The organism is Cryobacterium sp. MP_3.1, from assembly GCF_035984795.1.
In the GTDB taxonomy this organism is placed as follows: Bacteria; Actinomycetota; Actinomycetes; order Actinomycetales; family Microbacteriaceae; genus Cryobacterium; species Cryobacterium zongtaii.
Genome location: NZ_JAXCHV010000013.1, coordinates 50,257 through 64,905, shown reverse-complemented (window position 1 = coordinate 64,905; position 14,649 = coordinate 50,257). Strand labels below are relative to the sequence as shown.

The following is a 14,649-nucleotide window of genomic DNA, read 5'->3' as shown; positions in this document are numbered from 1 at the left end:
AACGGCAATGGGGGGATCTGTGCTTTCGTACGACGACGACAACCGGGGCGGATGGCTGGCGGCAGCGACGGGGGACCGTCTGGTGGTTCTGCCCGCCGACGATTCCGCCGCCGGCGCCCGCGTCTGGGCGAGCCTGGTCGGTGCCGGGTCCACCGAGCAGGGTGCCCGAGCCGTGCTCGACGAACTCACCGCCGGCGGCCTGTCCAAGACTCCGCCGTTCGCCCTTCTCACCTGGGATGACTCCGTGCCGGCGACGGTACGGGTCTTCGTGCGTGGAGAAGTCGAGGTCGTTCTGACCACGGCCGACGGTGACCTGTCGATCGGCGGCCTGGGCATCTCAACCTGGGTGGAGCGCTCCGTCGCGGACGTCACCGCGCTCTCGGTGACCGCTGTGCCCCTTGTTGCGGATGCCGACCCGATCGGGACGGATGACCTCGCCGCCCTGCCACTCGGGGCCGGCCTTCCCCTCCGGGCGGGCATGGTGCGCACCCGTCGCCTGCGCCTGGCCGTCGACGGCGCCAGTGCGGCGTCGCCGAGTCGGGCAGAGCCGACTCGGGCAGAGCCGACCCGAGTCGAGCCCGCTCGAGTGCAACCGACCGCGCAGATCGTGCCGCCGCCGGCAGCGCCGAAGACCGCACCGCCGCCGCTGCCGCCGGCCCGCCCGATCGCCGAACCGGCCAGCGAACAGACCATCTCCGACATCCCGGCGGCGGAGCCGGCCAACGCACCGCCCGCCGAGCCCGCCCCGGAGCCCGACGCCGACCCCGCCGGCGGCTACGACCACCTGTTCGGTGCGACCGTGATGCGCGGTGTCGAGCAGGCGGCCGTGCGGCCTGAAGCCGAGGCCGATGACGACGAGCCCGTCGCGAAGGCAGATGTCGGCCCCTCCGACACCGACCCTGACGACACCGACCCTGACGACGACGACCCTGACGAGGACGAGCTCGACGGCGACCTGCCAGGCGACCACGACGGCCACACCGTGATGAGCGGTGACATCCAGAGGATGCGCGCTTCGCGTCGCCGTATCGCCGCCGAACCAGCCGCCGTCGCGCCTCGGCTCTACCTGCTGTTGCCCAGCGGGGTGCGGGAACCGCTCAGCCAGCCGATCCGGGTGGGTCGGGCGCCGAGCGTCAGCAAGATCTCCGGCGGCCTCGTGCCTAAACTGGTGAGCCTGGGCGGTGCCGACCAGGATGTGTCGCGCAACCACGTGCACTTCACCGTCGAGGGCGACACCGTCGTCGTCACCGACCTGCATTCCCGCAACGGCACCCTGGTCGTGCTGCCGGGCAAGCCGGCCCAGAAGTTGCGCCAGGGCGAACCCACCGCGGTCATCGTGGGCACCGTCATCGACCTCGGTAGCGGCATCACCCTCACGGTCGGCCAGGAGTGATGCGCCGCGCACCGTCCGTCGCCCCGGAACTGCCCGGCTACGAATATGTCTCCGTCCTCGGCTCCGGCGGCTTCTCCGACGTGTTCCTCTACCAGCAGCGCCTGCCCCGGCGCCGGGTCGCGGTGAAGGTCCTGCTCACCGAACAGCTGAACCCCTCCACCCAGGCGCAGTTCGTCGACGAAGCCAACCTGATGGCGCAACTGTCGACCCATCCGTACATCGTCACGATTTACCACGCCGATGTCGCGGGCGATGGCCGGCCGTACTTCGTGATGGAGCACTGCTCGGGCCCGAGCTTGGCCGAACGTTACAAGCGCCAGAAATTCGGGGTCGAGGACGCCCTGCGCACCGGAGTGCGCCTGGCCGGCGCGATCGCGACCGCCCACTCGGCCGGCATCCTGCACCGCGACATCAAACCGGCCAACGTTCTCACCAACGACTTCGGCTGGCCAGCCCTCACCGACTTCGGCATCTCGTCGAGCCTCGACGAAGAACTGCCCGTGCAAACCAGCACCGGCAACCACCGCCCGGCCGGGTCGGAGTCCACCGGCACCGGAGAAAGCCAGTCGGTCGGCATGAGTGTGCCCTGGTCGCCACCGGAGATGTTCGAGGACGACCCGCGGCCCGACGTGCGCAGCGACGTCTTCTCGCTGGCCGCCACCATCCACACCCTCCTGGCCGGACAGACGCCGTTCGAGATCCACGGGCGTTCCAACGGCACCCTCGATCTGATCGGTCGCATCGAACGCGGTGCCATCACCCCCATCGGCCGTGACGACGTGCCGCGCTCGCTCGTGGCCGTCCTGGCCAAGGCCATGGCCACCCGACGCGACGACAGGTTCGCCACCGCCGTGGACTTCGCTCGCGCCCTGCAGCGGGTGGAGCTCGAACTCGGCTACGCGCCAACGGGCATCGACATCCCCACCATCGCGGGTACCGAGCACGGCAAACCGGATGCGCCGGCCGGCGACGACGAGACCCGGGCGCGTTCCGTGGTGTCGATCGCCGCGCAGGCCCCGGCCCCGGCCCGAGCCGTCCCGGCGACGCCCGCAGCGCCGCCCGCCGAGCCGGATCAGGCCGACGCGACACGCGTGCGCGGCGCCCGGGTGATCGAACCGGGCAGCGCCCCATCCGGCAGTGCTCCCGCCAGGAGCGCCGACGCCGGCACGCCCGCCTCCGGCACCTCCAGCCCGGCCAGGGAAGCCACCGTCGTACGCCCCCGCGGCTCGGTACGAGCCCAGGAACCAGTCTCGGCGGCCGCCGCCGACGATGCCCCGATAGTGAACGCATCCGGCCGTCGCCGCCTGGTGATGATCGGGTCCATAGCCGCGGCCGTACTCCTGATCGGCGCCGTGGTCGCCGCGGTCACCCTCACCGGCATCGACAACTCCGCCCTGACCCCCACCGCCTCTCCGGTACCGGCCAAACCGGACAGCGTGAATTCCGCCGCCGGAGTGCCGGCGCCGGTCCTCGAAGGCACCGCCACCTCCGAAGACGGCAGTCAGGTCACCTTCACGGTCAGCAACCCGTCCCCGTCGGACGGCGACGTTTACAGGTGGGCTCGCGCCGAAACCCCCAACCAACCCAAGCTCAGTACTGTCGCCGACATCACCGTTGACGGCGTCGTGCCCGGCAGTACGGTCTGCGTGGACATCTATCTGCAACGCACCGACGGCAAGATTTCGGAGGCCAACCGTGCCTGCAACCGCTGAGATCACGCCGGTGCAGCCGTTGCGGATTGAATTCTGCGGCGAGTGGTACGGGGTGGAGCCCGGAGCGGACTTCTCGATCGGGCGTGAGTCCGACCTCACCGTCGACGACAATCCGTATCTGCACCGCACCTTCCTGCGCCTTTACGAGGACTACGGAATGTGGTGGATCGCGAACGTGGGCAACCTGTTGTCTGCGACGGTGTCGGACACCACCGGCACCGTGCAGGCCTGGCTGGCGCCCGGCGCCAAACTGCCCATCGTCTTCCAGACCATGCACGTGATGTTCAGCGCCGGCTCGTCCACCTACGACTTCACCATCCACGCCGAGTCCGACTTCTACAACACCTCGCTGTCGGCCTCGCACGAGGGCGGTACCACCACCATCCTGCCGGTGACCCTCACGACAAGTCAGCGCCTGCTGATCGTGGCCCTCTCCGAGAGCATCCTCACCCAGGCCGTGCCCGGGCGGGGCGCCATTCCCAGCTCGGCGGAGGCCGCGGCCCGGCTGGGCTGGAGCATGACGACGTTCAACCGCAAGCTCGACAATGTCTGCAGCAAACTCGACAAGCTCGGCGTCGCCGGGCTCCGCGGCGGTACCGGCCATCTGGCCACCAATCGGCGGGCTCGACTGGTGGAGTACGCCGTCGCCACCCGGCTGGTGAGTCTGGACGATGTTGTCCTTCTCGACCGGGCGGCCGAGGGGGAGTGACCGGTGGGGACCCTGAGTTCGTGGTTGCGCGGCCGCAAGATGTCGGCTTCGGTGGTGGCCCTGTCGGTGATGGCCGGCGTGCCGCTGTCTTTCGCGGTGCTGCACGAGGGTTTCCCGGTGACGGATGTCGACCTCTCCGCCCGCGATGTCTGGGTCACCAACGGTAAACAGCTGCTGGCCGGCCGGTTGAACCGGCAGATCGAGGAGCTCAACGCCTCGGTCAACGCCGCGTCCAGCGCCTTCGACGTGCTCCAGAACGGCGATGACGTCTTCCTCATCGATAGCAGCGTGGGCTCGATCGAACGCATCGACCCCGCCTTCACCACCCTGGGCGAACGTGTCGACGTGACGCCCGGCTCCGAGGTGCTCTCTGGCGGCGACACGATCGCCGTGATGGCCCCCTCCGGTGACGTGTGGGTACTCAACGCCGCCGGCGAACTGAGCTTCGACCCCAAAACCACCGACCCGGTGATGGAACTCGGTGCGGGCGGTCACATCGCCGTTTCGCAGGACGGCGTGGTCTTCGGAGCCTCGTCGACCGAGAAGAGCCTCCTCAGCTACGACCCGTCCTCCGAGGACGCGGCCGAACCTGAGACGAGTGATCTGCCCAAGCTGGGCGAGTTCCAGATCGCGGCGGTGGGGGACACCGCCGTTCTGCTGGACACGGAGAACCTTCGGCTCGTTGTCGACGGTGAGAGCATTGAGGTTCCCCAGACCGCTCTGAAGCTGCAGCAGACCGGGTCCGAGAACGACGTGGCGCTGGTGGCGACCACGAAGGCGCTGCTGAGGGTGCCTCTGAACGGCGGCGACATCGTCACGGTCGACGCGAAGCTGGATGCCGCCGTGACCGATCCCGCGTCGGTGTCGGCGCCGGTGTGGTTGAACGGGTGCGCGCACGCGGCGTGGTCGGGTGCCCAGCGTTACCTCGCCGACTGCGACGACTCGAAGGTAGTGCGGGAGACGATCCAGCAGCCCACCCAGGGGTCGGTGCTGGAGTTTCGGGTCAACCGTGATGTGATCGCGTTGAACAACCTCTCCAACGGCAACGTGTGGTTGGTGGATTCGAACATGCGCCTGGTGGAGAACTGGGAAGAGGTGACCCCGCCGGAGGAGTCCGATGCTGAGGACGGCACCGAAAAGGCCGCCCAGCAGTCCTTCGAAGACACCATCGCTGAGCGCACCGATGTGAACCGAGCCCCGTTGGCGCGCGACGACGCGTACGGGGTGCGGCCGGGCAAGACCACGGTGCTGCCGGTTCTGGAGAACGACACCGACCCCGACGGTGACGTGCTCACGGTGTCGAATCTGAGCGGTTTCTCCCAGGCCCAGGGCAGCCTGGATTACATCGACGGTGGCCGGGCCGTGCAGTTCACCCCCGCCGAGGACGCGGCCGGCACGGTGTCGTTCCGGTACACGGTGGCCGATGGTCGCGGCGCCGTCGCCGAGGCACAGGTGAACGTGACCATGCGGCCGATGGAGGAAAACCTGGCCCCGGTGTCGAACCGGGCCGGCGCCATCAGCGTGGAGCAGGGCCAGCTGGTCAGCTACAACGTGCTCTCGGACTGGATCGACCCCGACGGCGACGACATCTACCTGGTCTCGGCCTCGCCGACCACCGGTGACGGTGTGCGGTTCGGCCCCGAGGGTTTTGTCACCTTCGAATCCAAGACGGCCGAACTGGGAGTCAAGGAGGTGCAGTTCGTCATCTCCGACGGCTTGCTGACCGCCACCGGCGTGCTGACCGTTGACGTGAAGGCGGCGGGCACGCTGAACCCGGTCGGGACACCGGACTTCAGCACGGTGTTCGTGGGGGAGACGGCACTGATTGAGCCGCTCAAGAACGATGTGACTCCGTCGGGAGCCCCATTGGCGCTGATCGGGGTCAACGAGGTACCCAACGACCTCACCGCCGTGCCGAACCTGGAACGTGGCACGATCGCCGTATCGTCGGGCAAAGCCGGCAGTTACGTCTTCACCTACAGCCTTGGCGCCGGCGCCACGTCGAGCGTCGGCCTGATCCGCGTCGACGTGATTGAGAACCCCGCGGAGATCCTGCCTCCGATCGCCGTCAAGGACACCGCCTACCTCCGCGCGGCCGAACCCGTCACGATCCCGGTGCTGGACAACGACGTCTCGCCCAGCGGCCGGGTCCTCGCGGTGCAGTCCGTGGACCTGAGCAGCACCGACGACCTCGTCACGGTCGAGATTCTCACCAACACGGTGTTGCGGGTCACCGCATCCGCTGCTCTCACTCAGCAGGTGCAGTTCACCTACACGATCAGCGACGGCGAGGGCACGTCAACCGCCGGGGTCACCGTTGTGCCGGTGCCGCCGCTGATCAAGCATCAGCCGCCCGTCGCGGTCGACGACTCCGTGAGCGTGCGCGCCGGCGACATCGTGAGTGTGTCTGTGCTCGACAACGACTACCACCCCGACTCCGCCACCATGACGGTCGCCCCAGACCTGGCCGACACCGCCGACGCCGGCGGGCTGGCCTTCGTCACGGGCAACCAGGTGCGCTACCAGGCGCCCACCGAACCCGGCGCCTACAGCATCGCCTACACGATCTCGGATGCCTTCCAGGAGACTGCGACAGCCATCGTACGGTTCACCGTGATCGCCGTGAACGTGGCGGACAATCAGGCGCCCACCCCGCTGCCGTTGACGATGCGCACGTTTGCTGAGTCGACGATCAAGGTGCAGGTTCCGTTGGACGGCATCGACCCCGACGGCGATTCGGTGTACCTCACCGCCGTCACCTCTGCTCCCACCCTGGGCCGCATCGTGGACCAGGGCAGCGATTTCTTCATCTACGAGGCCTACCCCGGCACTGCCGGCACTGACTCGTTCACCTATCAGGTCGCGGACACCGTCGGTGCGACGGCCGAGGGCACGGTGCGGATCGGCGTGATCCCGCGCCCGGTGGCTATGCTGCCCCCGAACGCGGTCGATGACGCCATTGAGATCAAGCCCGGCCGCGACGGATCGATCCCCGTCGTCTTGAACGACTCCGACCCCAACGGGTACAAGCTGACCCTGTCGAAGAAGCTACCCGAGGTGGACCCCGGCATTACGGCCACGGTCGACGGCAGCCGGGTGATCGTGGAGGCACCCGCCGAGGAAGGCACCTATACGCTGCGGTACGAGATCACCAACGGGCACGGCGGTGCCGATACGGCGTTCGTGCAGGTGAAGGTGACCGAGGACGCGAAGGCGCAGTACCCGGTCGCGATCGACCACTTCGTCGAACCCGACCAGGTCTTGGCCGGAACGCCGATCGACGTCGCGGTACTCGACGGGGCGGAGAACCCCAGCGGTCTGATCGAGGACCTGGTGATCACCCTCGAGGGCCCGAACGCCGGCAACGGTGCCCTGCAGGCCGACGGCACGGTTCGGGTCGAACCGTCCACCGACCGGCAGGCGATCGCGTACAGGCTCACGAATGAGCTCGATCAGCTCAGCGCCACGGCATTCATCATCGTGCCACCGCAGCCCAAACCCGTGGATCCGGTGAACCAGCCGTCCACCGAACCCACCCCAGAAGAAGAGCAGTTCCCGCCGCCGTTCCTGAAAGACATCGGCCCGCAGGTCGTCAAGATGAACGGGTCCAAGTCCTGGACCATCGGCGACATCGTCGAGGTGCCCTCCGGCCGCCCCGCGCTGCTGCTCAGCGCCACCGCGACCAACAGTGACGGTTCAAAGGTGGCCGGTGGCTCCTCGTTGAGCTTTGTGGCCGCCAGAGACTACCGCGGCCCGGCGTCGGTGACGTTCGTGGTCACCGACGGCACCGGCGCCGACGACGCCACGGGCAACCAGGCGACCCTCACCATCCCGATCACCGTCGGCGACCCCGACTTCGAAGACGTCGCCCCCACTTTCACCCCGCCCAAGGTCACCCTCGAAGCGGGTGAGTCCGCAACCGTGGTGAACCTCCGTTCGTCCAGCGGGCATCCGAACCCGGCCATCATCGAAAACCTCAGCTACGGCGCCCTGGCCGGCGCCACAGCGGATGTCGCCGCCGCGATCTCGGGAGCCAACCTCACGGTCTCCTCCCCACTCGGCACCCCACCCGGCACCAGGGTGCGCCTCACCTTCAGCGTCACCTACCGAGAGTTCACCATCCCCGGCTCGGTGGATGTCACTGTCGTGTCCTCGACCAGGGCCGTGCCGCAGGCCGTGGACGACGCCGGACCCAACGGTGCCGGCATCGAAACCACACCGAGTTCGGTCGTGCAGGTACCCGTGCTCGACAACGACTACAACCCTTTCGCGCAGCACGGCAAACCACTCACCGTGGTGTCCGCGACGATCGAACAGGACGTCACCGGAGGCAAGGCGTCGGTCTCCTACACCGCGAGCGGGGTGACCATCACGACGGGACCCGGTGCCACCGGCACCCTCACCGCCGTGTACCGCATCCTCGACGCGACCAAGGACCAGGCCAGAGCCACCCAGGGACGCATCACCCTGGTCATCCGGGACCGTCCCGATGCCCCCAACGCGCCCACAGCAGCCGAGGGCAATGCCGCAGCCACCATCAGCTTCGCGGCGCCCTCCTCGAACAATTCCCCGATCACGGGCTACACCATCAGCTGGACCGGCGGCGGCTCCAGGAATGTGACCAGCGCCGGCACCTACGACATCACCGGACTCACCAACGGACAGAGCTACGCGTTCCAGGTGACGGCACAGAACGCCAAGGGCACATCGAACGCCTCGGCATCCAGCAGCACGGTCACCCCCTACGGAGTGCCCGGCGCTCCCGCCAGCGCCAATCTCACGGCGTCGGCCAGCGGCAACGGTGCGCTCGGGCTCAGCTGGGCCGCACCGGGCAGCACCGGCGGGCGCGGGGTCAGCGGCTACAAATACGAGTGGGTCACCGGCGGCGCGGCCAACGGCTCGACCAGTGGCGCCACGACCGCCTCCGCCACCGGATCCGCGAACACGCAGTACCAGTACCGGGTGCAGGCCTGTAACCCGCGCGGTTGCGGCGACTGGACCACCTCGAACGCCGCGACACCCACGACACCGCCACCGCCTCCGCCGGCCTGGGCGCCGACCCACTACGGCTACTCGGTCACCCAGCAGGCCTGCCCCGAACCGGACTCGACCTACAACAAGCCCGTCACCAACGGAAACTCGGGCTGCACCATGAACCCCCGTGGCTACCTGCAGCCCGGAACCGTGATCGATGCGATCTGCCTGTCCGTGCGAAACGGCAAGAACTGGTACTACTTCCAGATCGAAGACCGCAGCTACGACGGCTGGTTCATCCGGATCTCGGACACCAACGGCACGATCATTCCGAATTGCTGATGAACACGCACGAACGGGTACCCCTGCCCATCCGGGTGGCCCCCGTTCGCGTGTTAGCGTAAGAGCCGGTCAGGGGACAGTGCCAAAGGTCACGGCGCGATAGGCCATACTTTTTCACGTACACGCATCAACATCACATTTGGGGGAAATCGGGTGGGGACCCTGAGTTCGTGGTTGCGTGGCCGAAGGGTATCGGCATCCGTGGTGGCGCTGTCGGTGCTGGCGGGTGTGCCGCTGTCCTTCGCGGTGCTGCACGAGGGTTTCCCGGTGACGGATGTCGACCTCTCCGCCCGCGATGTCTGGGTCACCAACGGCAAAGAGCTGCTGGCCGGCCGGTTGAACCGGCAGATCGAAGAGCTGAACGCCTCGGTCAACGCCTCATCGAGCACCTTTGACGTCGCGCAGGACGGCGAAGACGTCTTCCTGATCGACGGCAGCGCGGGCACCATCGAACGCATCGACCCGGCCTTCACCACCCTCGGCGAACGCGTCGACGTGGCCCAGGGGTCTGAGATCGCTTACGGCGGCGACTCCATCGCGGTCATGAACCAGTCCACCGGAGAGGTCTGGGTGATCAACGCCGCGGGCGAACTGAGCTTCGACCCCAAGGCCACCGACCCGGTGATGAAACTGGGCAAGGGCGGCCACATCGCCGTTTCGCAGGACGGCGTGGTCTTCGGCGCCTCCAAGACCGACAAGACCCTCACCAGCTTCGACCCGACGGCCGAGGAACCCGAGGCCGCCGAAACCGACCTGCCCAAGCTCGGCGAGTTCCAGATCGCGGCGGTGGGGGACACCGCCGTTCTGCTGGACACGGAGAACCATCGGCTCGTTGTCGACGGTGAGAGCATTGAGGTTCCCCAGACCGCTCTGAAGCTGCAGCAGACCGGGGCCGAGAACGACGTGGCGCTGGTGGCGACCACGAAGGCGCTGCTGAGGGTGCCGCTGAACGGCGGCGACATCGTCACGGTCGACGCGAAGCTGGATGCCGCCGTGACCGATCCGAAATCGGTGTCGGCGCCGGTCTGGTTGAACGGCTGCGCGCACGCGGCCTGGTCGGGTGCGCAGCGTTACCTCGCTGCCTGTGAGGGTTCCGAGGTGTTGCGGGAGACCATCGAGCAGCCCACCCAGGGGTCGGTGCTGGAGTTTCGGGTCAACCGTGATGTGATCGCGTTGAACAACCTCTCCAACGGCAACGTCTGGTTGGTCGATTCGAACATGCGCCTGGTGGAGAACTGGGAAGAGGTCACCCCGCCCGAGGAGTCCGATGCTGAGGACGGCACCGAGAAGGCGGCCCAGCAGTCGTTCGAAGACACCATCGCTGAGCGCACCGATGTGAACCGAGCCCCGTTGGCGCGCGACGACGCGTACGGGGTGCGGCCGGGCAAGACCACGGTGCTGCCGGTTCTGGAGAACGATACCGACCCCGACGGTGACGTGCTCACGGTGTCGAATCTGAGCGGTTTCTCCCAGGCCCAGGGCAGCCTGGATTACATCGACGGTGGCCGGGCCGTGCAGTTCACCCCCGCCGAGGACGCGGCCGGCACGGTGTCGTTCCGGTACACGGTGGCCGATGGTCGCGGCGCCGTCGCCGAGGCACAGGTGAACGTGACCATGCGGCCGATGGAGGAAAACCTGGCCCCGGTGTCGAACCGGGCCGGCGCCATCAGCGTGGAGCAGGGCCAGCTGGTCAGCTACAACGTGCTCTCGGACTGGATCGACCCCGACGGCGACGACATCTACCTGGTCTCGGCCTCGCCGACCACCGGTGACGGTGTGCGGTTCGGCCCGGAAGGTTTTGTCACCTTCGAATCCAAGACCGCCGAACTGGGAGTCAAGGAGGTGCAGTTCGTCATCTCCGACGGCTTGCTGACCGCCACCGGCGTGCTGACCGTTGACGTGAAGGCGCCCGGCAGCCTCAACCCCATCGGCACTCCGGACTTCACCACCGTGTTCCTGGGCGAGACGGCCCTGATCGAACCGCTCAAGAACGACGTGACCCCCTCCGGTGCGCCGCTGGCGCTGATCGGGGTCAACGAGGTACCCAACGACCTCACCGCCGTGCCCAACCTCGAGCGCGGCACCGTGGCCGTCTCCGCGAACAAGGCCGGCAGTTACGTCTTCACGTACAGCCTCGGCGCCGGCGCCACCTCCAGCGTCGGCCTGATCCGGGTGGACGTGCTGGAGAACCCCGACGACGTGCAACCGCCGATCGCGGTCAAGGACACCGCGTATCTGCGCGCCGGCGAACCGGTGATGATCCCGGTCCTCGACAACGACGTCTCACCCAGCGGCCGGGTCCTCGCCGTGCAGTCCGTCGACCTGACCGCGACGCAGGACCTCGTCACCGTGGAGATCCTCACCAACACCGTGTTGCGCGTCACCGCCGCCGCCGCGCTCACCGAGCAGGTGCAGTTCACCTACACCATCAGCGACGGCGACGGCACGTCAACCGCCGGCGTCACCGTCGTGCCGGTGCCGCCGCTGGTGAAGCACCAGCCTCCCGTCGCGGTGGACGACTCGGTGAGCGTGCGCGCCGGCGACATCGTCTCCGTTCCGGTGCTCGACAACGACTACCACCCCGACTCCGCGACCATGACGGTCGCCGCCGACCTGGCCGACACCGCCAATGTCGGCGGCCTGGCCTTCGTCACGGGCAACCAGGTGCGCTACCAGGCGCCCCAGGAAGCCGGTTCCTACAGTGTCGTGTACAGCATCAGTGACGCTTTCGCCGAGACCGCGACGGCCACGGTGCGGTTCACCGTCACCGCCATGGACGAGAAGAACAACCGGCCGCCCACGCCGCTGCCGCTGACCATGCGCACCTTCGCCGAATCCACCATCAAGGTGCAGGTACCGCTGGATGGCATCGACCCCGACGGCGACTCGGTGTACCTGAAGGACGTCACCAGCGCACCGGAGCTCGGCCGCATCGTCGAGGCGGGCAGCGATTTCTTCATCTACGAGGCCTACCCGGGCACGGCGGGCACGGATGTCTTCACCTACCAGGTCGAAGACACCCTGGGCGCCACCGCCGAAGGCTCCGTGCGCATCGGCGTGATCCCTCGCCCCGTAGAACTGCTCGCGCCGAGCGCGATCGACGACGCCATCGAGATCAAACCCGGCCGCACCGGATCGATCCCGGTCGTGCTCAACGACTCCGACCCCAACGGGTACAAGCTCACCCTCTCCGAGAAGCTGCCCGAGGTCGATCCCGGCATCATCGCCACCGTCGAGGGCAGTCGCGTCATCGTGGAAACACCCGCCGAGGAAGGCACGTACACGCTGCGCTACGAGATCACCAACGGGCACGGCGGCGCCGACACGGCCTTCATCCAGGTGAAGGTCACCGAGGACGCCAAGGCCCAGTACCCCGTGGCGATCGACCACCTCGTCGAACCCGAAGAGATTCAGGCCGGCCAGGCCGTCGACATCGACGCGCTCGAGGGAGCCGAGAACCCGAGCGGCCTGATCGACGAGCTGGTCATCAGCCTGGAGGGACCCAACGCCGCCTCTGGCGCCATCCAGTCAAACGGCGTCGTGCGAGTCGAGCCCACCTTCGAGCGTCAGGCGATCGCCTACAGGCTCACCAACGAGGTCGACAAGCTCAGCGCCACGGCGTTCATCATCGTCCCGGCCATGCCGGAGCCGAACACCCCGAAGCCGTCTGATCCCGCGAACGCCGAACCGAGCGCCGAACCGACCCCGGAAGAAGAGGTTTTCCCGCCGCCCTTCCTGAAGGACATCGGCCCGCAGGTCATCAAGATGAACGGCTCGAAGAGCTGGTCCCTCAGCGACATCGTCGAGGTTCCCTCCGGTCGCCCCGCCGTGCTGCTCAGCGCCACCGCCACCAACAGCGACGGCTCGAACGCCATGAACGGTTCCACGTCACTGAGCTTCGTGGCCGCGGCCGATTACCGAGGGCCCGCCGCCCTGACCTTCGTGGTGACCGACGGGACCGGTGCCGGAGACCCCAAGGGCAACCAGGCGACCCTCACCATCCCGATCACCGTCGGCGACCCGAACTTCGAGGACGTCGCTCCGACCTTCACCCCGTCCAAGGTCACCGTGGAGGCCGGCGAGGGTGCGCAGGTCGTGAACCTGCGCAACTCGACCGGACACCCCAACCCCGACATCATCCAGAGGGTCAGCTACGGATCGCTCAGCGGAACGAGCGGCGCCGTCGCCGCGACCCTCGCCGGAGCCGACCTCACCATCTCCTCACCGCTGGGCACCCAGCCGGGCGCCAAGGTGAAGCTCACGTTCTCGGTCACGTACAAGGAATTCACCATCCCCGGCTCGATCGAGGTGACGGTTGTCTCGTCCACCCGTCCCGTTCCCCAGGCCGTCGACGATGCCGGCCCCAACGGCGCAGGTATCGAAACCCGGCCGAGCACCTCGGAGACAGTGCCCGTGCTCAACAACGACTACAACCCCTTCGCCAAGGACGGCAAGCCGCTCGTGGTGATCGGCGCGGTCATCGAACAGCAGGTCGGCTCCGCATCCGTCGCGTTCACCGGCAACGACGTCACCATCAAGACCGGCTCGGGCGCCACCGGCACTCTCACGGTGGTCTACACGATCAAGGACGCCACCGGCGACCCAGCCCGCCAGACCAAGGCCAGGATCACCTTCGTGATCCGCAACAACCCGGATGCCCCCAAGGCGCCGACCGCGGTCGAGGGCGACGGCAGCGCCACGGTGAGCTTCACCGCCCCGTCGTCGAACAATTCAGAGATCATCGACTACACCATCCGGTGGGGCGGCGGCTCCACGACGGTGAAGAGCGCCGGCACCCACGACATCACCGGCCTGACCAACGGGTCCAACTACGCCTTCACCGTGACCGCCCGGAACGCTCTCGGCGACTCCACCCCGTCGGCCTCGAGCCCCACCGTCACCCCGTACGGCAAGCCGGGAGCGCCGGCCAGTGCCACCCTCAAGGCGCCGGGGACGGGCACGGGAGACCTCAGCCTCAGCTGGGCCGCTCCCGGCAGCAACGGCGGCCGTGGAGTGAGCAGCTACGAATACGAGTGGATCAAGGGGACCGCGGCCAACGGGACCACCAACGGAACCAGGGCGGCATCCGCCAAGGGAGCCATCGACCAGCCGCACCAGTACCGGGTGCGGGCGTGCAACCCCCGTGGCTGTGGCGACTGGACGTCTTCTGACACCGCGACCCCGCAACCGACTCCGCCGCCGCCGCCGCCCAGCGCGACCATCTTCAAGGCTGGGCCAGCACCGTACTGCCCCGGATGCCACTACGTCGGCGTGGACTACCGCGACTTCAAACCGGGCAACTACCGGGTGTCGACATTCGTCAACGGCAGCAACTCCGGCCTGACCGAGGTGGGCTACAGCATCGGGGCGAACGGGTCCCTGGTGATTCAAAACGGTCTGGGCAAACGCAACGGCGACTCGATTCGGGTTCGCCTCGTGTCCGCGGGCGGGGAAGTCTTCTGGTCGGACACGATAACCAACTGGGACTCGCTTCCCGCACGCGGGGGAACACCGTAATG

Annotated in this window: 5 protein-coding genes; all 5 read left to right on the top strand. The window is 67.8% G+C overall.

Translation table 11 applies throughout. The features are described 5' to 3' along the window. Positions 1-19 precede the first annotated feature (19 nt). The 5 genes from RCH12_RS10340 (at position 20) to RCH12_RS10320 (ending at position 14,647) form a co-directional block, all read left to right on the top strand. Positions 20-1,393, top strand: coding sequence for an FHA domain-containing protein (locus tag RCH12_RS10340; protein ID WP_327016806.1), 1,374 nt, complete (start codon positions 20-22; stop codon positions 1,391-1,393). Continuing rightward, complete coding sequence (locus RCH12_RS10335; protein ID WP_327016805.1) at positions 1,393-3,105, top strand: serine/threonine-protein kinase; 1,713 nt, start codon at positions 1,393-1,395, stop codon at positions 3,103-3,105. The genes RCH12_RS10340 and RCH12_RS10335 overlap by 1 nt, the downstream gene beginning before the upstream one ends. Continuing rightward, on the top strand, positions 3,089-3,814 hold the full coding sequence (locus RCH12_RS10330) for a hypothetical protein (RefSeq protein WP_243399236.1): 726 nt from the start codon (positions 3,089-3,091) through the stop codon (positions 3,812-3,814). Before RCH12_RS10335 ends, RCH12_RS10330 begins: the two co-directional genes overlap by 17 nt. Positions 3,815-3,817: 3 nt before the next feature. After that, entirely contained in the window at positions 3,818-9,130 is a 5,313-nt protein-coding gene (locus RCH12_RS10325) for an Ig-like domain-containing protein (RefSeq protein WP_327016804.1), read from the top strand. A gap of 153 nt (positions 9,131-9,283) precedes the next feature. Continuing rightward, the gene (locus RCH12_RS10320; protein WP_327016803.1) at positions 9,284-14,647 is read left to right on the top strand and encodes an Ig-like domain-containing protein; all 5,364 of its coding nucleotides are present in this window, start codon (positions 9,284-9,286) and stop codon (positions 14,645-14,647) included. The last annotated feature ends 2 nt before the right edge of the window (positions 14,648-14,649 follow it).

Coding starts and splice junctions, on each gene's coding strand:
- RCH12_RS10335 (WP_327016805.1), top strand. CDS start 1,393: ATGCGCCGCGCACCGTCCGTCGCCCCGGAACTGCCCGGCTACGAATAT.